18 protein-coding genes are annotated in these 21,509 nt (G+C 64.2%); 6 read left to right on the top strand and 12 right to left on the bottom strand.

Going from position 1 to position 21,509, the window contains the following annotated elements; all coding sequences use genetic code 11:
- Positions 1-35 precede the first annotated feature (35 nt).
- The 3 genes from G513_RS0108345 to G513_RS0108335 all read right to left on the bottom strand — a co-directional run bounded on the left by G513_RS0108345 (position 36) and on the right by G513_RS0108335 (position 3,042).
- The gene (locus tag G513_RS0108345; RefSeq protein ID WP_022976377.1) at positions 36-1,463 is read right to left on the bottom strand and encodes an NAD(P)(+) transhydrogenase (Re/Si-specific) subunit beta; all 1,428 of its coding nucleotides are present in this window, start codon (positions 1,461-1,463) and stop codon (positions 36-38) included.
- 157 nt (positions 1,464-1,620) lie between these two features.
- Positions 1,621-1,914, bottom strand: coding sequence for an NAD(P) transhydrogenase subunit alpha part 2 (locus tag G513_RS0108340; RefSeq protein ID WP_022976376.1), 294 nt, complete (start codon positions 1,912-1,914; stop codon positions 1,621-1,623).
- A 3-nt stretch (positions 1,915-1,917) separates the two neighbouring features.
- Positions 1,918-3,042 carry an NAD(P) transhydrogenase subunit alpha gene (locus G513_RS0108335; RefSeq protein ID WP_022976375.1) on the bottom strand — a complete coding sequence of 375 codons (1,125 nt, stop codon included), beginning with the start codon at positions 3,040-3,042 and terminating at the stop codon, positions 1,918-1,920.
- A 213-nt stretch (positions 3,043-3,255) separates the two neighbouring features.
- Between G513_RS0108335 and G513_RS22065 the strand changes: the two genes are divergently transcribed.
- Together G513_RS22065 and G513_RS0108325 are read left to right on the top strand one after the other, a co-directional pair.
- Positions 3,256-4,809, top strand: coding sequence for a DUF4331 domain-containing protein (locus G513_RS22065; RefSeq protein WP_033417513.1), 1,554 nt, complete (start codon positions 3,256-3,258; stop codon positions 4,807-4,809).
- A 20-nt stretch (positions 4,810-4,829) separates the two neighbouring features.
- The gene (locus G513_RS0108325; protein ID WP_022976373.1) at positions 4,830-5,063 is read left to right on the top strand and encodes a hypothetical protein; all 234 of its coding nucleotides are present in this window, start codon (positions 4,830-4,832) and stop codon (positions 5,061-5,063) included.
- A gap of 83 nt (positions 5,064-5,146) precedes the next feature.
- Here the strand turns inward: G513_RS0108325 and G513_RS0108320 are convergent, their stop codons facing one another.
- From G513_RS0108320 to G513_RS0108300, 5 genes are all read right to left on the bottom strand, one after another.
- On the bottom strand, positions 5,147-6,283 hold the full coding sequence (locus tag G513_RS0108320; protein WP_022976372.1) for a HupE/UreJ family protein: 1,137 nt from the start codon (positions 6,281-6,283) through the stop codon (positions 5,147-5,149).
- Positions 6,280-7,488 carry a tetratricopeptide repeat protein gene (locus G513_RS0108315; RefSeq protein WP_022976371.1) on the bottom strand — a complete coding sequence of 403 codons (1,209 nt, stop codon included), beginning with the start codon at positions 7,486-7,488 and terminating at the stop codon, positions 6,280-6,282. The genes G513_RS0108320 and G513_RS0108315 overlap by 4 nt, the downstream gene beginning before the upstream one ends.
- Before the next feature lie 7 nt (positions 7,489-7,495).
- A complete protein-coding gene (locus G513_RS0108310) occupies positions 7,496-8,383 on the bottom strand; it encodes a DUF6279 family lipoprotein (RefSeq protein ID WP_022976370.1) in 888 nt (295 codons plus the stop codon).
- 156 nt (positions 8,384-8,539) lie between these two features.
- Positions 8,540-8,707, bottom strand: a complete 168-nt coding sequence (locus G513_RS0108305; RefSeq protein WP_022976369.1) for a rubredoxin — start codon at positions 8,705-8,707, stop codon at positions 8,540-8,542.
- Between the two features lie 114 nt (positions 8,708-8,821).
- Positions 8,822-9,985, bottom strand: coding sequence for an alkane 1-monooxygenase (locus G513_RS0108300; RefSeq protein ID WP_022976368.1), 1,164 nt, complete (start codon positions 9,983-9,985; stop codon positions 8,822-8,824).
- Between the two features lie 189 nt (positions 9,986-10,174).
- On the opposite strand from G513_RS0108300, the gene metH reads away from it, so the two are divergent.
- Both metH and G513_RS0108290 read left to right on the top strand, forming a co-directional pair.
- The gene (gene metH / locus G513_RS0108295; protein ID WP_022976367.1) at positions 10,175-13,966 is read left to right on the top strand and encodes a methionine synthase; all 3,792 of its coding nucleotides are present in this window, start codon (positions 10,175-10,177) and stop codon (positions 13,964-13,966) included.
- A gap of 179 nt (positions 13,967-14,145) precedes the next feature.
- Positions 14,146-16,125 (top strand): alpha/beta hydrolase family protein, encoded by a 1,980-nt coding sequence (locus tag G513_RS0108290; RefSeq protein ID WP_022976366.1) that lies wholly within the window; start codon positions 14,146-14,148, stop codon positions 16,123-16,125.
- Positions 16,126-16,129: 4 nt separating this feature from the next.
- Here the strand turns inward: G513_RS0108290 and G513_RS0108285 are convergent, their stop codons facing one another.
- A complete protein-coding gene (locus G513_RS0108285) occupies positions 16,130-16,954 on the bottom strand; it encodes a class I SAM-dependent methyltransferase (RefSeq protein ID WP_022976365.1) in 825 nt (274 codons plus the stop codon).
- 477 nt (positions 16,955-17,431) lie between these two features.
- Between G513_RS0108285 and G513_RS0108280 the strand changes: the two genes are divergently transcribed.
- Positions 17,432-19,261, top strand: coding sequence for an alpha/beta hydrolase family protein (locus G513_RS0108280; RefSeq protein ID WP_169560569.1), 1,830 nt, complete (start codon positions 17,432-17,434; stop codon positions 19,259-19,261).
- A 65-nt stretch (positions 19,262-19,326) separates the two neighbouring features.
- Here the strand turns inward: G513_RS0108280 and G513_RS0108275 are convergent, their stop codons facing one another.
- Entirely contained in the window at positions 19,327-19,809 is a 483-nt protein-coding gene (locus tag G513_RS0108275) for an FKBP-type peptidyl-prolyl cis-trans isomerase (RefSeq protein WP_022976363.1), read from the bottom strand.
- Between the two features lie 153 nt (positions 19,810-19,962).
- On the opposite strand from G513_RS0108275, the gene G513_RS0108270 reads away from it, so the two are divergent.
- A complete protein-coding gene (locus G513_RS0108270) occupies positions 19,963-20,301 on the top strand; it encodes a hypothetical protein (RefSeq protein ID WP_028475300.1) in 339 nt (112 codons plus the stop codon).
- A 17-nt stretch (positions 20,302-20,318) separates the two neighbouring features.
- On the opposite strand, the gene G513_RS0108265 is transcribed toward G513_RS0108270, so the two are convergent.
- Positions 20,319-21,071, bottom strand: a complete 753-nt coding sequence (locus tag G513_RS0108265) for an SDR family NAD(P)-dependent oxidoreductase (RefSeq protein ID WP_022976360.1) — start codon at positions 21,069-21,071, stop codon at positions 20,319-20,321.
- Entirely contained in the window at positions 21,071-21,415 is a 345-nt protein-coding gene (locus G513_RS0108260) for a hypothetical protein (protein WP_022976359.1), read from the bottom strand. The genes G513_RS0108265 and G513_RS0108260 overlap by 1 nt, the downstream gene beginning before the upstream one ends.
- Positions 21,416-21,509 lie beyond the last annotated feature (94 nt).

The following is a 21,509-nucleotide window of genomic DNA, read 5'->3' as shown; positions in this document are numbered from 1 at the left end:
CCCTAAGGCGGCTTTCTTGATGCAGCAATGGCGGTTTAGTGACCGCCGCCATCCAGCGACTTCACCGCCTGGATCATCTGCACCAGCACCTTCTGGGCGTCGCCGTAGACCATGTTGGTGTTGTCGGCGAAGAACAGTTCGTTCTCGACACCCGAGTAGCCCTTGCCCTGGCCGCGCTTGACCACGTAGACCTGCTTGGCGTGGTCCACGTTGAGGATCGGCATGCCGTAGATCGGGCTGCTCTTGTTGGTGCGGGCGGCCGGGTTCACGGTGTCGTTGGCGCCGATGACGATCGCCACGTCGGCTTCCTTGAACTCGCCGTTGATGTCTTCCATGTCGTAGATGATGTCGTACGGCACGCCGGCTTCGGCGAGCAGCACGTTCATGTGGCCGGGCATGCGGCCGGCTACCGGATGGATGGCGAACTTCACGTCGACACCGGCGTCCTGGCAGAGCTTCACGAACTCGTAGAGCTTGTGCTGCGCCTGCGCCACCGCCAGGCCGTAGCCCGGGGCGATGATGATCTTCGACGAGTAGCGCATGTTGATGCCGGCATCGCCCGCATCGACCGGCTTCATCGAGCCCTTGATCTCGCCCTGCTCTTCGTTGCCGGTGGCGCCGAAGTTGGAGAAGATCACGTTCGACACCGAACGGTTCATCGCCTTGGCCATCAGCAGGGTCAGCAGGGTGCCGGCCGAGCCGACCACCATGCCGGCGATCATCAGCGCGGGGTTCTGCAGCACGAAGCCTTCGAAGCCGACCGCGAGGCCGGTGAAGGCGTTGTACAGCGAGATCACCACGGGCATGTCGGCGCCGCCGATCGGCATCGTCATCAGCACGCCGAAGATCAGCGCCAGGACGAAGAACGAAGCGGTCATCCACACCGGCGCATGGCCGTGGGCACCGAAGGCGATGTACAGGCCGAGCGCCAGGGTGGCGACGAAGAACGTGCCGTTCATCACCTGCAGGCCGGTGAAGCGCCAGACGCCGTTGATGCGGCCATCGAGCTTGGCCCAGGCGATCACCGAGCCGGACAGCGAGATCGCGCCGATCAGCGAACCGATGATGGTGACCACCAGCGGAATCAGCGTGTGCTCGGCCGAGGTGCGGAACAATTCGACCGCGCCGATCGCGGCAGCAGCGCCACCGCCCATGCCGTTGTAGAGCGCGACCATCTGCGGCATCGCGGTCATCTCGACCTTCTTGCCGCTGGTCCAGGCCCAGCCGAGGCCGATGGCGAGTGCCACGGCGCCGAGCGCGGCGTTGACCATCAGATGCGGCTTGGCCGCTTCGTTGACGTTGAACACGTACAGGAAGCTGGCGAGTACGGCGACCAGCATGCCGAGGCCGGCGACGCGAATGCCCGAGGCCGCCGTGACCGGCGAGGACATGCGCTTCAGGCCGTAGATGAACAGGAACGCGGCAGCCAGAAAGCTCGCGTCGATGATAAGTGATGGATTCATTTTCTTAGTGTTCCCTGTTCCTGTTCAGCAGCCGACTCGGCTTGCCGTCGCTCCCGCGCCAGAAGCCGCGCGGGTCCCTCGCCGGGTGCCTCGCGTCTGCACAGACGCGGCAGCCAGGAAGCTGGCGTCGATGATGAGTTGAGCGGTCATGTCGGTCTTAAGCCTTCTTCTTGTCCGAGGACTTGAACATCTGCAGCATCCGTTCGGTCACCACGTAACCGCCGGCGGCGTTGCCGGCGCCGAGCAGCACGCCGACGAAGCCGATCACCTGTTCAGTCACCGACGTGGCGTTGAGCAACGCGAACAGCGCGCCGACGACGACGATGCCGTGCACGAAGTTCGAGCCCGACATCAGCGGCGTGTGCAGGATCGACGGCACGCGGCCGATGATCTCGTAGCCGGTGAAGGCGGCGAGCATGAAGATGTACAGCGCGATGAATCCGGTCAGCATGGTTTAGCCCTCGACAGCTTTCTTTGCCGCTTCGTTCTTGATCTCGCCGGCATGCGTCAGGCAGCTCTTGGCGATGATCTCGTCGTTCCAGTCCAGCGCGATCGCCTGTTCCTTGAGGAACAGTTCCATCAGGTTGTACTGGTTCTTCGCGTACAGCTCGCTGGCGTGTTCGCCGAGCAGGCTGGGCACGTTCAGCGGCGCGACGATGGTCACCTGGCCCACCGTGGTGGTTTCGCCGGGCACCGTGTACTCGGTGTTGCCGCCGCCTTCCGCCGCGAGATCGATGATCACGCTGCCGGCCTTCATGCCATCGACCTGCGCCTTCGAGATCAGCTTCGGGCTCGGACGGCCCGGGATCGCGGCGGTGGTGATGATGATGTCGGCAGCCTGGATGTGCTTGGTGACGACGGCGGCGATCTTCGCCTTCTCGTCGTCGGTCAGCTCGCGGGCGTAGCCGCCGGTGCCGCGGGCGTCGACACCGGTGTCGATGAACTTGGCGCCGAGCGATTCGACCTGCTCCTTCACCTCCGGACGCACGTCATAGCCTTCGACCTTGGCGCCGATGCGGCGCGAGGTGGCGATGGCCGACAGGCCGGCGACGCCGACGCCCATCACCAGCACCGTGCCGGGCTTGATCGAGCCGGTGGCGAAGGTGGTCATCGGCATCATGCGGGCGATGCTGGTGGCGCCCATCAGCGCGCCGTAGTAGCCGGCAAGCGCGGCCTGGGACGACAGCGCGTCCATCGACTGCGCGCGGGTGATGCGCGGCACCAGTTCCATCGCGAAGCAGGTGATCTTCTTGTCGCGCAGCGCCTTGACCAGCTCGACTTCCTTGTGGGCATAGACGAAGGACAGCAGGATCGCGCCCTCCTTCATGGCGTTGACGGTTTCGACGCTCGGCGGCTGCACGGCCAGCACGATGTCGGCGTCCGACACCAGACCCTGCGGGTTGACCGCGAATGCGACGTTCTTGAACGCGGCATCCGGCAGCTTCACGGCATCGCCGGCAGAAGACTGCATATGCAGTTCGGCGCCGAGCTTGGTCAGCTTGTCGGCGACGGCGGGAACCAGCGCTACCCGGCGCTCGTTGGCGCGTGTTTCCTTCAGCACGGCAATTTTCACCGGCATGGACAATCCTCGATTGCAGACGTGATATGCACGAAAAAGCCGAAGTTCCCGGGGTTTTCGGGCTTCGGCGGTGCGAAGTCTAGCCGATGGGGTAGGCAATCACACAGCGGCTGCATCCGATGCCGATGACGGCGAGTAAGGCCAAGAGCATGGTCGAACACGACCGGACCGTTGCCCGCCACAACCATAACGACATCGGAGATCAACATGTTCATGAGGAAAGCAATTCCGCTCGCGCTCGCGGCTGTCGCCGCCAGCCTGACGGCCCAGGCGTCCAGCCACCGTGAAGCCCCGTTCATCGCGCAGAATCCCAGCGTCGATGGCACCGATTTCTACATGTTCAACAGCTACGAGGCCGGCCGCAGCGGCTTCGTCACCTTGATCGCCAACTACAACCCTCTGCAGGATTCCTACGGCGGCCCGAACTACTTCGCGCTGAACCCGCAGGCCCTGTACGAGATCCATATCGACAACAACGCCGATGCGGTCGAAGACCTGACCTTCCAGTTCCGCTTCACCAACACCTTCAACAAGCTTGCCGTGCCGACCGGCGCCGCCAGCAATCTGTCGATTCCGCTGATCAACCTGCCGCCGACCGGCAACGTGCCGACCCTGAACCGCAGCGAGACCTACACGGTCAGCCTGGTTCGCGGCCCGCGCCGCGGCGCCAACGTGCAGCCGGTGACCAATGCCACCGGCGGCGGCACCACGTTCACCAAGCCGGTCGACAACATCGGCAGCAAGTCGATTCCGGATTACGCGGCCTACGCCAACCAGTACATCTACACGGTCAACATTCCGAGCTGCGCGACGCCGGGCCGGATGTTCGTCGGCCAGCGCAAGGAAGGCTTCGCGGTCAACCTTGGTGAAGTGTTCGATCTGGTCAACCTGGTGCCGCTGGCCAGCGTCACGCCGCGTGATTCGAAAGGCAGCGCCACCGCCTACAAGAACGTCACCACCCTGGCACTGGAAGTGCCGACCAGCTGCCTGACGGCTTCCACCGCGCAGCCGATCATCGGTGCCTGGACCACGTCCAGCCTGCGTCAGGCCCGAGTGCTGAACCCGGCGCCGCAGGGCCCGGTCACCGCCACCGGCCCGAGCCCGCGCACCTTCGGACCGGAAGTGTCCGGTGGCGCCTGGACCCAGGTTTCGCGCCTCGGTTCGCCGCTGGTCAATGAAGTGGTGATCGGCATCGATGACAAGGACAAGTTCAACGCGTCCGAGCCGAAGAACGATGGTCAGTTCGCTGCCTACGTCACCAACCCGACGCTGCCGGTGCTGCTCAACGTGCTGTTCGGCGCTGCAGCCAATGTGCCGCCGGTGCCGCGCAACGACATCGTCGCCGCGTTCCTGACCGGCGTTGCCAACGTCAATCAGCCGGCCGGTGTGGTCGCCTCCGAAATGCTCCGTCTGAACACGGCGATCGCTGCGACTCCGGCGGCTGCCCAGGTCAATGTCGGCGCCGCGCTGTGCTTCACGCCGACCGGTGAACTGGTGCTGACCAATCCGGGCTGCGATCCGGCCGGCTTCCCGAACGGCCGTCGTCCGGGTGATGACGTCGTCGACATCGAACTGTCGGTGGTCGAAGGCTTCCTGCTCGGCACCGCCAATCCGAACCGCACGCCCGAGGGTGCCTATCAGGTCTACACCGATGGCGCGCTGCAGGACGCTTCGCAGTTCGACGTCACCTTTCCGTACCTGAAGACGCCACTCGGCGGCGCGCCGAACGGCAGCAACGGCGTCATCAACCCATCGCCCGCGGGCTGAGCCGGCATAGGAGACGAACGATGAAGAAGTCCCTGCTAGTCCTGTTGCTAGCCAGTGCCGTGCTTGCCGCCTGTAATGGTGGTGGCAACGGCGACGCACCGGCACCCGATGGCCCGACCGGCCCGGCGCTCGCCGCCGTCGTCAACGACGCTTTCGCCCAGACCAGCGAAACCGCGTTGCCGTTCGACATCAACGTGCTGGATATCGACCCGTCCGACGAGACGCCGACCCTCTACAACGGCCTGCTGGTCTGACCAAGCCGCAACTCACTGAACCCCCGCTGTAAGTCTTGAGCCCCGCCCCTGGCGGGGTTCTTTTTTTGTGTTGCCGGATGGCTTCAGAACGGCATCGGAATCGGCAGGCCTAAGGCCCGCTGCAGCAGCCAGGCCAGGCCGGCGATGGCGACCAGGATCGAGCCCGGCACCAGCACCGCGTTGCGGAACAAGGCTGAGTTCCGGCCGGCGAAACACAGCGGCACGACCACCGCAATCAAGCCCAGCTGGGCGAACTCGACGCCGAGATTGAACGCCAGCAGCGCCCAGACCCGGCCAGAGGTCGGCAAGCCGAGTTCGAGCAGCGCGCCGGCAATCGCCGCGCCATGGATCAGGCCGAAGAAACCCGCCAGCAGCCACAGCCGGCGATGGACCATCGGCAGCAGATTGTTCAGCCCGGCGAACAGCACCGAGGCTGCGACCAGGGATTCGACGACTCGTGACGGCGGGCTGAATGCGCCGCTGGCGGCCAGCGCCAGGGTGGTTGCATGGGCCAGCGTGAACGCGGTGACCAACGCTGCGGTATCGCGCAGCGCGGTGCTCAGACGCTCGGCCGGCTGCCAGCCCCCGGCACGGCGGCGCAATACCGCTGGCAGGAACAGGCCGGCCAGAAACAGCATGTGATCGGCGCCGGTCCAGACATGCCACAGGCCTTCGACCAGATAGGTGCGGAAGACATCGGCCGGCCGGCCGGACTCGAAACTCTGCGTACCGCGATCCGGCCCGAACACGCCGGTCTGGGTCTGGCCGGCGAGTGACAGATTGAGCAGGCCGCGATGCTGGGCGTCGATATCGAACAGCAGCGAATAAGCGATGCCCAGCTTGGCCGGCGTCTGCGGGCACGCGGCCTTCAGGCTCAGCACCGCGTAACGGCCATCGCTGTGCTCGGCGATCTGCAGGCCGGGCGTTGCCTCGAGGGTGCAGGGCCGGTTGTCGCTGCTGAGTTTCAGCCGGCTCAGCGCGTAGGCGTCGATCGCCGCTTCAGCCTTGCGCACTTCGCCCCAGGTGATTGCGCCATCGGCATCGCGATCGAGCCCGATCGCGAAATCGAGATCGCGCAGCGCGATGTCCCAGCGGCCGTTGACCGTGCTGCCATCGACATTCAGCCGCAGGAAGCTGTCGCTGGCCTTGTGCGCTTCGGCGCTGCCGATGATGCCGAGCAGCAGCATCAGCCCGACGAGGCTGCGAATCGCGCAGTTCATCGGCTGGCTCCTGCATGCAGCTGGTCCGCGAGCTTGTGCAGCGCCGGGTCTTCGATGCCGGTCTGCTGTAGCCAGGCCAGCGCTGGCTGCGCGGCAGCCGGCTTTGCAGCCGCGAGACTCGCTTCGAGCAGCAGCCGGGCATCGGCCGGCTCGCGCTGGGTCTGCCAGTTCAGAGTGGCGAGTGTGACGGCGCGCGCCGCATCGTGCTGCAGCTTGAGCGCGTACAGCGCTTCCTCGCGCAGATGCACCGATCCGCCGCGCAGTCCGGCTTCGGTGAAGCGGGCATCGAGCTGCGCCAGGCTGTCGACGAGTCCGGGATCACCGAGCGCGGCCTGGGCCAGTGCCAGACGCAGCAGCAGATTGTCGATCTGCCGAGAGTCCTTGGTCAGCTCGCGCGCCTCGGCGGCGCGGCCCGCTGCGAGCAGGTAATCGGCATAGGCGGTCAGCAGATAGGGATCGTGTTCGCCGCTGGCGCGCAGCAAGGCGATGGCGGCTTCGAAGTGTTTGCCGGCTTCGGCGTCACGGCCTTGCCGGGCTTCGATCTCCGCGAGTGCGGTCAGCGCCCACAGTCGCTCGCCAGCCGGCGCGGCGGCCGATTCGGCGAGCGTCGCATTGAGCACCTCGATTGCCGCGCTTGCGTGGCCATCGAGGCTGCGCACGCTGGCGATGCAGGTGGCTGCGGCAATCAGGTCGCCATGGGCTGCGATCAGCGCATTGCAGTCTGCGAGCGCATCGGCCGGACGGCCTTGCACCGTCAGGATCGTCGCCCGCGTCAGCCGCGCCTGGGCGTTGCCGTTGTCGCGGACGATCAGCTGATCGAGGTCGCTCAGCGCACCGCTGAAGTCATGACGCTGCTGGCGCAAGGTGGCGCGCAGCAGACGCACGACCGGCGGCGGCTCGGCCAGTGCCAGCCAGGGTTTCAGCGCCGATTCGGCCTGCCCGTGGTAGCGCGGATCCGCTGTTGCGCGGCCCAGTTCGATCGCGCGTCGGGCGTAGGCGACGGCGGCCGGAAGATCGTCCGGATGGGCGGCGAGTGCGCGCCGCTGGACATTCAGTGCCCGCACGTTGTCGGCTTCGGCCCGTGCGGTGGCAACGTGCTCGAGTACCTCGGCATCGTCGGTCGGCACGTAGGGATCGGACGCGGCGAGGGCGGCCGGCATGAAGACGGCGACCAGCAAGCTGGCGAAGAAGAGATGAAAGGACATGTCCGCCTTACGCGGCGGGCTGCGGGATGGACGCGGCGGCGGATTTGGCGGGCTTGGTCGATTGGGTCAGTGCGTCGAAATCGTCGGCGAGTTCGAGCACGCGCTCGCGCACATGTTGGCGTTGCGGCGCATCGCAGGCTTGCAGCAGTTCGATCAGCAAGCTGCGATCACGCGCCGAATCGCGAGCGCTGCGTTCCTGTTCGCGCTCGTCGCCGTTGGCGTTCAGCCGGTCGATCAATCCGGGCTCGTGGCGCGTGGCGAGCACGGTCACGAATTCTTTGAAGGTGGCCAGGCGCTGCGCCTTGCGCTGTTCCGGGCTCAGCAGGCTCGGTACGCGGCGCTCCCAGCCCGCTTCGAGCAATTGCTTCTGCCGGTCGTTCAGGCGGCCGGTCCAGCGTTCCAGATTTTCGCGCTGTTCGCGCAGCCAGCGCTTGCGGCGCTCGGTGGGCTTCTCGTCGGCACGGTCGGCTTCCTCATCGTCGATCCGTTCGCGCGTGCGCTTGCTGAACTCGTCGATCTGCTCGTCGCGCAGCGAGGCGAGCAAGCCCGCCGTCGCCGGCTGCGCCTGTTGCCAGAGCCGCTCGCCATGCGCCTCGATCTGGCTCATCGCGCGTTCCAGTGCTTCACGCGGCGCCGGATCCTGCTCGAACGCGGCGGCGAGGCTGCGCAGGTCAGCCGAATACAAGGGCAGCTGGGTGCTGCGATGCCAGCTCTGGAGCGTGCCGAACTCGCGGCGGAAGGCAGCTTTCTGTGCCTTGTCCAAGCTCACGTAATCGTCGAGCGTCCACAGCGCCAGGCGATCGAGGTTCTGGTAGGCGAGCCTGAGCCCGGTGCTGCAGCCCGCCAGCGCCAGCAGCAGCGCGGTAAGCAGGGAAAAGCGCAGCAAACGGGTCATTGGCATCCGGGATCGTGAGCGGTGTTGCGCCGAACGATGGACTGCCGATTGAAGATGAAAGTTCGCGGCGCGACGGGCGCCTCACGAATACAGCGGTTGCCGCGCCGGCCGGACGATCATCGTTGATCGAGTCCGAACGACGCGGCAGGACAAACTTCAGTCGACCTCGACCATCTGGAAGTCAGCCTTGCCGGCGCCGCAGTCCGGGCAGGTCCAGTCTTCCGGCACGTCTTCCCAGCGCGTCCCCGGCTTGATGCCTTCATCCGGCACGCCCTTGGCCTCGTCGTAGACGAAATCACAGACCAGACAACGCCACTTCTTCATTGCGAACCCCATCAGATTGGATTAATGAAAGCGGCGCAACGCAGGCCGGAATGAGTCCGATCTGCTGCGACACCGCTCTGTCATGAGCGCGCGCGGTCAGCGCGCCGGTCGCGATTATGCGGTGACGCTGCGGTACTGCGCCAACACCCGGTCGCGGATCGAGGGTTTGATGTTCGCCCGCGTCATGTCGCCATTGAAGTGGGCGACCACTTTCGGGTTCATCACCCGGAACCACAGCGGCGGCACATAGGCGAGGAGAATCATGCCGGCGTAACCGTTCGGCAGGCGTGGCAGATTGTCGAAATTGCGCAGCGTCTGGAATGAGCGCGTCGGGTAGGCGTGGTGATCGGAATGGCGCTGCAAGTGATACAGCAGCACATTGGTCGCCAGGTGATTCGAGTTCCAGGAATGATGCGGCTGGCAACGCTCGTAGCTGCCGTCGGCCTTCCTTTCGCGCTTCAGGCCGTAGTGCTCCAGATAGTTGACGACCTCCAACAGCGCGCCGCCGAACAGCCCCTGGAACAGCATGAATGGCAGCGCCAGCCAGCCGAGCCAGGCGACCATCGCGCCGTACAGCAGCACGGTCAGGCCCCAGGCCTGCAGGTTGTCGTTGCCGAGCGACCAGACGCTCTTGCCCTGCTTCGCGAGCCGGGTCTTCTCGAGTTCCCAGGCCGAGGCGACCGAGCCGATCACGCTGCGCGGCAGGAACTCGTAAAAGGTTTCGCCGAAGCGCGAGGTGGCCGGATCTTCCGGCGTCGCCACGCGCACGTGATGGCCGCGGTTGTGCTCGACATAGAAGTGCCCGTAGGCGACTGGCGCCAGCGCGATCTTGGCCAGCCAGCGCTCGATCTTCGAGGTCTGATGGCCGAGTTCGTGGGCGACATTGATCGACAGGCCAGAAGCCATGCCCAGCGAAATGAACAGGCCGAGCAGTTCGTACCAGCGGAGGCCGCCGGACATTGCCATCCAGGTGCCCCAGATGAAGGTCGCGTACTGCACCGGAATGGCCGCGGCGACTGCCCAGCGGTAATAGCGATCGGCATTCAGCGGGATCATCGCGGCATCCGGCGGATTCTCGTTGTCCTCGCCGATCACGTGGTCGAGGAACGGGATCACCGAGTAGACGACGATCGGCGTCAGCCACCAGAAAACCGACAGCCCAGTCCACTGCACGAGCCCGTAGCCGTAGATCGGCAGGCCCATGACGAACACGCCGAGCAGCCAGAGATAGCGTTTCTTGTCCTTCCAGTCTGCTGGGGATGCGGTCATCGTCGACATGGTGTTGCTCCTCGCACTTGCGTCGGTCATTAATAAACCGTTCGGTTAATAAATGGTGAGCAAATTGACTGTACTTGTCAACGGCCGGCATCAGGATCGGAATGGCTCCGCCAGTGCGATACACAGGCACAACATATCTGCCTATCCGCATGGAAGGATACAATCACTGCGTTCACATGGATGCCTGCAATGCTTGATGCCCCGCTGTCCTTCGACCCCGCCGCCCTCGCAGCCGAACTGGATGCGATTGCGGCCAAGCGGATCCTGATCATCGATGGCGCGATGGGCACGATGATCCAGGGCTACAAGTTGAGCGAGGCCGACTACCGCGGCGAGCGCTTCAAGGAATGGCCGCATGATCTGAAGGGCAACAACGATCTGCTGGTGCTGACCCAGCCGCAGATCGTCCGCGAGATTCACCGCAAGTATCTGCAGGCAGGCGCGGACATTCTCGAAACCAACACCTTCAATTCGCAGACGATCTCGTTGGCGGATTACCACATGGAGGAATTGGCCTACGAGCTGAATTTCGAGGCGGCGCGCATCGCCCGCATCGAGACCGATCTCGCCTCCACACCGGACAAGCCGCGCTACGTCGCCGGCACGCTCGGGCCGACCAATCGCACCGCGTCGATCTCACCGGACGTCAACGATCCCGGCGCCCGCAACGTCACTTACGCGAAGCTGGTCACGGCCTACGCGGAGTGCACACGCGGCCTGATCGATGGCGGCGCGCACATCATCATGATCGAGACAATCTTCGACACCTTGAACGCGAAAGCTGCGGTGTTCGCGGTCGAGCAGGTGTTCGAGGAGCGCGGCTACAAGCTGCCAGTGATCATCAGCGGCACGATCACCGATGCTTCCGGCCGCACGCTTTCCGGCCAGGTCACCGAAGCATTCTGGAATTCGCTGAGCCATGCGCGGCCGTTTGCGATCGGCCTCAACTGCGCGCTCGGCGGCAAGGACATGCGGCCGTACATCGCCGAGTTGTCGCGGATCGCCAACTGCTATGTCAGCTGCTATCCGAACGCCGGCTTGCCGAACGCGTTTGGTGAGTACGACGAAACGCCGGATGAAACTGCCGCGATCATTGCCGAGTTTGCTGACAGCGGATTGGTCAACATCGTCGGCGGTTGCTGCGGCACTTCGCCGGGGCATATCGGCAGCATCGCCAAGTTCGTCGCCGGCAAGCCGCCGAGAGTGCCGGGCAAACCGGCGATGGCCTGTCGCCTCGCGGGTCTCGAACCGCTGACCATCGACGACGCCCTGGGCTTCGTCAACATCGGCGAGCGCACCAACATCACCGGCTCGGCCAAGTTCCGCGACCTGATCAAGGCCGGCGACTACACGGCGGCCGTGGCCGTGGCGCGCCAGCAGGTGGAAGCCGGCGCGCAGATCATCGACGTCAACATGGACGAGGGCATGATCGACGGCAAGGCCGCGATGGTGCGCTTCCTGAATCTGATCGCTTCCGAGCCGGACATTTCGCGGGTGCCGGTGATGATCGATTCCTCGAAATGGGAAGTGATCGAGGCTGGCCTGCAATGCGTGCAAGGCAAGCCGATCGTCAACTCGATTTCGATGAAGGAAGGCACCGAGAAATTCATCGAGCAGGCCAAGCTGTGCCGCCGTTATGGCGCGGCGGTCGTTGTCATGGCTTTCGATGAACAAGGCCAGGCCGACACCCTGGAGCGGCGCAAGACGATCTGCGAGAAGGCTTATCGCATCCTCGTCGACGAAGTCGGCTTCCCGCCGGAAGACATCATCTTCGACCCCAACGTGTTTGCGGTCGCGACCGGCATCGAAGCGCACAACAACTACGGCGTCGATTTCATCGAAGCCGCGCGCTGGATACGCCAGAACCTGCCCGGTGCGCACATCTCCGGCGGCGTTTCCAACGTGTCGTTCTCGTTCCGCGGCAACAACCCGGTGCGCGAAGCGATTCACGCCGTGTTCCTGTACCACGCCATCAAGGCGGGCATGGACATGGGTATCGTCAATGCCGGCTCGCTGGTGATCTATTCGGAGATCGATCCGGAACTGCGCGAGCGCATCGAGGACGTGATCCTCAATCGCAAGCCCGGCACCGATGGCACCGAAGCTTTGGTCGAGATTGCGCCGCGCTTCAAGGGTGATGGCAGCAAGGTCGAAGTGGCCGACGAAGCCTGGCGTTCGCTGCCGGCCGGCGAGCGCATCACCCATGCGCTGGTGAAAGGCATCGATGCTTTCGTCGAAGCCGATACCGAGGAACTGCGCCAGGAGATTTTCGCCCGTGGCGGCCGGCCGATCGAGGTCATCGAAGGCCCGCTGATGAGCGGCATGAACGTGGTCGGCGATCTGTTCGGCGCCGGCAAGATGTTCCTGCCGCAGGTGGTGAAATCGGCCCGCGTGATGAAGAAGGCTGTGGCCTGGCTGATCCCGTACATCGAGGCCGAGAAGAAGCCCGGCGACGTGGCACAGGCCAAGGGCAAGATCCTGATGGCGACGGTCAAGGGCGATGTCCACGACATCGGCAAGAACATCGTCGGCGTCGTGCTCCAGTGCAATAACTACGAGGTCATCGACCTCGGCGTGATGGTGCCGGCGCAGAAGATTCTCGATGCCGCGCGCGAGCACAAGGTCGACATCATCGGCCTCAGCGGCCTGATCACGCCGAGCCTCGACGAGATGGTTCATCTCGGTAAGGAGATGCAGCGCCAGGGCTTCACCTTGCCGCTGTTGATCGGCGGCGCGACCACGTCACGCGCGCATACGGCGGTGAAGATCCAGCCGGCCTACAAGGGGCCGATCGTCTGGGTGAAGGATGCTTCGCGCTCGGTGCCGGTGGCGTCTGCCTTGCTCGACGAGACGCAGCGCGCAGCGTTGATGCTGGAAACCAACAAGGAATACGCGGCGATCCGCGAGCGCCACGCAAACAAGGATCGCGACCAGAAATATCTGTCGCTCGCCAATGCGCGCGCCAACGCCAGCCCGCTGGATTGGACGACCTTCCGGCCGATCAAGCCGCGCCTGCTTGCCCAGCATGAGCAGCACATCAGCGCCCGCGAAGCCGGCACGGCGACGACGGCGCAGCACATCAAGCTGCTGCGCGATTACCCGATCGCCGAGCTGCGCGAGTACATCGACTGGCAGCCGTTCTTCATCTCCTGGGAACTGAAGGGCCGCTATCCGGACATTCTCAACAATCCGGCGAGCGGTGAAACGGCGCGCAAGCTGTTCGCTGACGCCAACGCGATGCTGGACACGATCATTGCCGAAAAATGGCTGATTGCTAACGGCGTCATCGGCCTGTTTCCGGCGGCGAGCATCGGCGACGACATCGAGGTCTACGCCGACGAATCACGCAACACGGTGATCCATACGCTGCGCAATCTGCGCCAGCAGAGCGAGCACCGCGCCGGCGTGCCGAACCGCTGTCTCGGCGACTACATCGCACCGAAGACCAGTGGCGTGCACGACTGGGTGGGCGGCTTCGCGGTGACCACCGGCATCGGTTGTCACGAACGGGTCGCGCAGTTCAAGAAGGACAACGACGACTACAACGCGATCCTGCTCGAGTCCCTGGCCGATCGCTTGGCCGAAGCCTTCGCCGAGCGTCTGCACCAGCGCGTGCGCCGCGAATTCTGGGGCTATGCCGCCGACGAGCAACTCGACAATGCGTCATTGATCGACGAGAAATATCGCGGCATCCGTCCCGCACCCGGTTATCCCGCCTGCCCGGAGCACACCGAGAAAGGCACGCTGTGGCAGCTGCTCGATGCCGAAGCGAACACCGGCATTTCCCTGACCGAGAGCTATGCGATGTGGCCGGCGGCAGCGGTCAGCGGCTGGTACTTCGCCAACCCGGAATCGCAGTATTTCATCGTCGGCCGAATCCAGAAGGATCAGGTCCACGACTACGCCACGCGCAAGGGCTGGACCCTGCAGGAAGCGGAGAAGTGGCTGGCGCCGAACTTGGCTTACGAGCCTGAGGACTAGACGTCCTCCAGTCGGGCTCAAGAGCCGAGGACTGAGCCGTAGGAACTGTGAGGCGTTTCACGGTGCGAGGTTTGGCGCCGCGAACGCCTGCTTGGCAGTTTGCCGCCTTGGCGACAGACTGCGCGGCGGTGCGATGCCGGTAAGGGGCCGTCGTCGTTTCCCCCCGCAAGAGGTTCGCGATGATCCGTCTGCTGATGGCTTGGCTGCTGGTGCTGTGCGCGCAGCCCCTGGTTGCGAACGCCGAAGTGCCGATCGCCGACTTCGCCCGCAATGACTCCTACGACGATGCTTCGATTTCGCCGGATGGGCATTACGTCGCGCTGACCGTTCCGATAGGCAAAGGACGCGGCGTCGCCGTCTTCGATCTGCTCCAGAAAAAATTGATCCTCAAGCAGAGCGTTGGCGAGGATCGCTCGGTTACCGACTATCTGTGGGCCAGTGGCAACCGTCTGGTGATCAGCCTTGCCGAGAACTTTGGCAGTCGTGAAAGTCCGATTCCCACTGGCGAAATGATTGCCTTCAACGCGGATGGCTCGAACATGCAGTACCTGTTCGGATTCCGCGGCGGTCTGCCCTCGGGTACCAGGGCTCTGGGCTCGCGACTCGGAAAAGAGGGGCGCGCGACGAACGGCTTCGGCATCCCGATCCGCAGCCTGCCGAACGACCCGGAGCACATCCTCATCCAGGCAAAGACTTTCGCAGTCAATGCGGACTCAGGCAGGACTGCCGCCTACCGAATGAGTGTGCTCGACGGCAAACTCGGCCCAGGACTGGCTGCGCCTATGAATGGCGACGTGCGCTTCGTCGCCGACGACGATGGCTTCGTACGCTATGCCACGGGTTTGGACGAGCGCAACGTGTCGCGCTCCTACTCACGGACGCCCGAACAGCCTCAGTGGGCAGAGTTGCCGGTTCCAGCCGGTAGCTACACGGTGCCGCTGTTTCTGTCGAACAACGGCCAACGCGTTTTTCTGACCTCCAACGAAGGCGGTAATTACAACTGCCTCATCGAACTGCAACTCGACGATGGCGCCCGCAAGCCGCTGGCCTGCGACGATGGATCAGATCTGATCGACGTCATCCTGTCCTTTGACAGCAATGAACCAGTTGCGGCCCGCTTCCAGGATGGCCGCCAGGACGTTCGCCTGCTCGCGACCGATAACCCCTCGCGGGCCAAGCTGGCGGAGTTGCTGAAAGCGTTTCCGGGCCAGCATGTCCGGCTCAGTTCGACCACGCGCGACGGCAGCAAGGCGATCGTGCTGGTCGACGGCGATCGCAATCCTGGCGATTACTATCTGTTTGAGACGGCGACCTTGAAGGCCGACTATCTCGTTGGCCGCAGTGCCTGGCTGGACCCCGCCGCGATGCCGGAACGCCGGCCGATCGAATTCAAGGCGCGGGATGGACAGCGGATTCGCGGTTACTTGACGCTGCCCAGCGGTTTGGAGGCCAAGCAACTGCCACTGATCGTCAACCCGCATGGCGGACCGTTCGATGTTGAAGATGGCTGGGGATTCGATCCCGATCCTGCCGCCATGGCTGCGCGCGGCTACGCGGTGCTGCAGATCAATTTCCGGGGTTCTGGCGGCTACGGCAGGGCGTTTGTCGCGGCCGGCAAACGTGGTTGGGCAACGACCATGATCGATGATCTGGCCGATGGCACCCATTGGGCAATCGAGCAGGGCTACGCCGATCCGGCACGGGTCGGCATTTACGGAGCCAGCTATGGGGGCTACGCGGCGCTGATGAGTGGCATCCGGGAGCCGAATCTGTTCCGCGCAATCGCCACGTTCGCCGGGGTTTCCGACCTGCTGACCTGGAAGGCCGACAGCGATGTTTCGGGGCGCCGAAGTGGCCGCAACTACATCGACGACTTCATTGGCGCCACCGATGAAGGTTTGCGCGCAGCCTCCCCGTCCTCTTACATCGAACTATTGAAGGCGCCGGTGTTCATCGCCCACGGCGATGTCGACCAGAGAGTGCCGTTCAGCCAGGCCAAGGCGCTGCGCAGGGCTCTGAAGGAGGCAGACCACCCGCACGAGTGGCTGGCGTTTGAAGGAGAAGGCCATGGCATCTTCAAGCCGGAGAACCGGACCCTGTTCCTGACCCGGCTGATCGCCTTCTTCGACCGCACGCTGGCCGCGGCGCCAGCCCCATGATTCCTCAGCGCGAGACTTTCGGTTTCACGAACTTCAAGGTCATCCGGTCCGATTCGCCGATCGCGAGGTACTTGTCGCGGTCGACGTCTTTCAGGCGCAGCACCGGCGGCAGGGTCCAGACGCCTTCCGGGTAGTCCTTGGTGTCGCGCGGGTTGTCGTTGACCGGCGAGGAGCCGGCGAACTCGAAGCCGGCGCCGAAAGCCAGCGCCTTGATATAGGCCTCGGTGACATAGCCGTTCTTCTTCGATTCCTCGCGCGACTGCCCGGCCGGGGCGCGGTGTTCGACGACGCCGAGCACGCCGCCCGGCTTCAGCGCCGCGTAGAACGCCTTGAAGGCATCGGCCTCGTATTCAGCTGCCATCCAGTTGTGGACGTTGCGGAAGGTCAGCACCAGATCGGCAGTGCTCTGCGGGGCGATCTCGACTCGCTCCGGTGGCTTGAATTCGCTGAGATGGACCTTGTCGTAGGCGTCCGGCTTGGCGGCGAGCTTGTCGCGGAAGCTGGCGACACCCTTCTTGGTGCCGTCACTGGCGTTGGGCAGACTGGCGGCAGGCGTTGCCGCGTAATACTGGCCCGAGTCGCGCAGATAGGGCGCCAGGATTTCCGTGTACCAGCCGGTACCCGGCCAGATCTCGACGACGGTCATGTCCGCGCGCAGGCCGAAGAAGCTCAGCGTTTCCAGCGGATGGCGATAACGGTCGCGTTGCACGAATTCCGGAGTACGACTTGGCGCGGCGATCGCGTCAGCAAGCGTCGCCGGAGCAGCGGACGCGATGTTCGCGGCAATGAAGGTCGCGGCAGCAAGGCAGCGAAGAAGCTGGTGGATCATTTTCAGGGGCTCCTGGGGTTCGGGACGGGGCAAGTGCGAACAGCATCACAGAGAACGCGATGGACGTTCATAGGCTAAGCGCTATTGATGTGACCATTCGGGCGCGAATCGCCAAGGATCGCGCGGAAATCATTGCATTCTGAAATCGACAGGAGAACTCGCGATGCGTTGCCATGTTCCGAGGCCGCGAATGGTCGCAAGCGCGGTGCTGGCGTTCCTCGCGCGGCCTATCGGCACCCCACCGTGATGCGCTCGGTTGGATTGCGGGATGTTGCCAGCCGCCTGCTGCTGCTGGCGCTTGTGCTGCCTGCCGCGTTGCGGGCTGAAGATGCGACCGCAACGGCGCCAGCGTCTGAACCTGCGGCCATTCCGATCGAAGCCTTTGTTCGCCCGAATGCGTTCCGCTCGCCGGAGCTGTCTCCGGACGGACGCTACATCGCGTTTGTGATCCCCAAGGCATACAACTCCGTGCTCGCCATGCTGCGTGTCGCTGACCGCCAGCAAGTCGGGCATCTGAAGCTGCCGTCGGGGAACCACATCGTCGATTTCGACTGGATCGGCGATCGTCAGTTGCTGGTGTCGCTCGGCGTGAATTTTGCGGCGGACGAGCCAGCGGTCGCGACCGGAGAATTGGCGAAAGTCGATGTCGACGGCAGCAATTTCAAGGTGGTCTACGGCGGTGCCGGCTTCCGCAACACGGAGGGCGCACGGGCCTTGCGCAAGCAGTTCTACTACGGCCGGGCGTTTCTCGTTGATCCGCTGTTCGACGACCCCGAACACGTCGCGATCCAGACCCGCAAGTGGGTGAGCAGCGATCGGCAGCCGGATCTGATCATGCGGCTCAACGTCAATACCAGCGTGTTGACCGAGATCGCCAGATCGCCCGAGCCTGGTAGCCAGACGCACTTCCTGCTCGATGGCAAGGGACAGGTTCGCTACGCGGTGACGAGACGCAACACTTTCAAGACCAAGACCTGGCAGCGGGCCGACGATAACCAGGCGTGGCAGCCTCTGGAAATCGAAGGCGAGCATCCGCCTGTGCCGCTGGTGTTTTCGGCCGATGGTCGTTCGGTGTTCGAGGAAGCTTATGACTTCGGCCCGACCACCTGCCTCGTCGAGCACGTGCTGGAAACCCAGGAACGCCGCGCGCTGGCCTGCGATCCGAACGCCGATCTGTTCAACGTCTACCGGTCCTTTGATCGCAATCGCACGCCGATCGCTGCCGTGTTCTCGGCGGGGCGTCCGGAGGTCCGTTTTCTCGACAACGACCATCCGCATCGCGCCCTGCAGCGGGAGTTGCTGGCTGCGTTCCCGGGCAAGCAGGTCGTACCGTCTTCGGTCAGCCGTGATGGCTCGGTGGCGCTGCTCTATGTTTACGATGACCGCTCGCCAGGCGACTACTACCTGTTCCACCCGGCGTCGAAGAAGGCGGATTATTTCGCCGCGGTCGGCGAATGGCTTGATCCGGAGCTGATGGGCGAGCGCCGGCCGTTCAGCCTGAAGTCACGTGATGGCACCCCGTTATGGGGCTATCTGACGTTGCCGCATGGCCGGGAGCCAAAGAATCTGCCGCTGGTCGTGAACCCGCATGGCGGGCCGTTCGGAATACGCGACAAATGGGCTTTCGATCGCGAAGCGCAGTTGTTGGCGAGCCGCGGCTACGCGGTGTTGCAGGTGAACTTCCGGGGCTCCGAAGGCTATGGCACAGGGTTCATCGATGCCGGCAAGAAAGCCTGGGGCACGACCATGATCGACGACATCACCGACGCCGTGCGCTGGTCGATCGGCCAGGGTTTTGCTGATCAGCAGCGCATCTGCATCTACGGCACCAGCTACGGTGGCTACGCGGCGGTCATGAGTGCGATCCGCGAGCCCGAGCTTTACCGCTGCGTGATTGCCGCGGCCGGTGTCTACGATCTGCAACTACTGAAGAAGGAATCCGACATCGCCGACACCAAGCCCGGGCTCGAGTACCTTGACGAGGCGATTGGCAGCACGCGAGAGGAGCAGATCGCGCAATCACCGATCAGCCACCTCGATCGTCTGAAGGCTCCGGTATTCATCATCCATGGCAAGGACGATGAGCGCACGCCGGTGTCGCAGGCCAAGGCCCTGCGTGCCGAACTGATCAAGCGCAAGCACCCGTACGAGTGGCTGGTGAAGGATGGTGAAGGCCACGGTTTTGTCGACACGCACAACCGTATCGAGCAGTACACGAAGATCTTCGCGTTTCTCGAGCAGTACATCGGTACATCGGCCGCTGTCCCGAGCGCCGTTGCGGCAACTCCCGGAAGTACGCCACGCTGACGGCCCGCAAAAAAGCCCGCGTCACCAGCTGAGGTGACGCGGGCTCCTGTTTAACTACAGGCCGCTCAGTGGTGATGACCACCGGCGCCATGCACGTGGCCGTGCAGGACTTCTTCGACGCTGGCTTCGCGCACTTCGGTGATTTCCACGGCGAAGTTCAGGGTTTCGCCGGCCAGCGGATGGTTGCCGTCGACGGTCACTTCATCGCCGTCGATCGCGGTGATCACGACGCTGACCGGGCCCATGTTGCTTTCGGCCTGGAACTGCATGCCCGGCTCGAGGTTGTCGACGCCCTGGAACGCCGCCTTCGGCACTTTCTGGATCAGGGACGGGTTATGCGCGCCGTAGCCTTCTTCCGGGCTGACGACGACGTTGAGCTTGTCGCCCACTTTCTTGCCGACCAACTGCTTTTCCAGGCCCGGCACAATGTTGCCCTTGCCGTGCAGATAAGGCAGCGGGTCGCGCCCTTCGGAGGAGTCGATCACTTCGCCGGCCGAATTGGTCAGCGTGTAGTGGAAGTAGGCAACGCAGCGGTCTGCGATCTGCATGACGGGTACCGGTGGAAGAAAAATGAGCGCAGATGGTATCGGAATCGGGCTGACCGGTCGTGAAGCCGCGATGACCGAAGTCTTCAGCGAGGCTTGATTTCCCTGCCGAAGCCGGCACTGTAGAAGCTGATCATTCGGATTTGGAGACTGACGATGAGCGCAACGAACAGTGGTTTGAACGGCGACCGAGGCAGCGTCTTATGGGGCGGCGTCTGGATGATCGTCATCCCGGTGCTGCTGTTCTGGTTGCCGGGTATCGGTGGCTTCATCGGCGGGCTGGTGGGCGGCAAGGTGTCCGGCGGCATCGGCAATGCGCTGATCGCCTGGCTGGTGTCCTCGCTGCTGGTCGGCGTCCTGTTCGCAACGCTCGGCACGATGCTGACCGGCATGGTCGCGATCGGTGTGCTGGCGGGCCTCGGCGGCCTGTTCCTGGCGTTTCTCGATGCCGGCGCGCGCCTGATCGGCGCGATCATTGGTGGGCTGATCGCTTAAGGCTGTCTACCAAGGCCCTACCAAGGGACTTCGCGGCCGTCCCAGGCGTAGAAGCGGCCGCTTGATTCCCGGCTCAAGCCGGCGATCACGGCGAGCAGGCGCTCGGCAGCGAACGCCGGGGGGAATAGCTTGTCGGCCGAGACATTGCCGCGAAACGGTGCTGACAGCCCGGTTTCGACCGTACCCGGATGCAGCGACACGCAGATCAGCTTCGGCGAGCGGCGGGCTAGTTCGATCGCGGCGGTGTGCATCAGCTGGTTCTGCGCGGCTTTCGCGGCGCGGTAGGCGTACCAGCCGCCGAGGCGGTTGTCGCCGATCGAGCCGACTCTGGCTGACAGCGTCGCCAGCACCGCGCGCGCATCGTGGCTCAGCAGCGGCTGGAAATGCCTGGCGACCAGGATCGGCCCGACGGCGTTGATCGCGTAGCTGCGCAGCAGTTGTTCCGACTGCACGTCGGCCAGCCGACGCTCCGGTGACAGGCCTTCGCCATGCAGCAGGCCGGCGGTGTTGATCAGCAGGTGCAGCGCGGGATGACGGGCGCGCAGCGCGGTCGCGGCCTGCTCGACGCTCGCCTCGCTGCCGACATCGAGCGCGAGGGTTTGCAGGCGTTCGCCGTGTTCAGTTTTCAGCGCGGTCAGTTCAGCGGTTTCGATGGCCGAACGCGAAGCCGCGGTCACACAAGCCCATTGCGGATCGGCCAGCAGCGCTTCGACCAGCGCCAGGCCGATGCCGCGGCTGCCGCCGACGATCAGCGCATGCAATCCCTGCATCAATGCGGGTTCTCGAAGAACAGGTAGTTGGTCGAGTAATCGCTGATCTCGAAGTACACCTTCTTCTCGTCCGGGTCCTTCTGGAAGTTCAGGTTCTCGTCGAGCACGCCGTAGCCGTAGCGATAGGCGCGGACTTCGCCGGTGCCCGTGCCGCTGGCGGTGGTCAGCTTGTCGATGCCGATGAAGCGGCGCACGACCTTGTCGCCGGCATAGACCTCGAGCACGCCGTTGGTGCCGGTCCAGTTCTGGATGCTGCGGCTGATCTGGTTCTGGGTTTCCTGGGTGCAGCCGGCGGCCAGACTCAGGGCGGCCACGAGACAGGGCAGGGCGAGTTTCGACGTCATCGGTGCGGCTCCTTCGAGCGATGGGAAAGTGGTGGCGGATGACAACACGGCTTGATGTCAAAGTCAGCATCAGGGCGGCCAGCGTCGCCGTTGG

Origin of the sequence: Nevskia ramosa DSM 11499 (genome assembly GCF_000420645.1) — a bacterium.
Lineage (GTDB): Bacteria > Pseudomonadota > Gammaproteobacteria > Nevskiales > Nevskiaceae > Nevskia > Nevskia ramosa.
The sequence above is the reverse complement of the archived record's forward strand: the minus strand, read 5'-3'. Positions and strand labels throughout refer to the sequence as shown.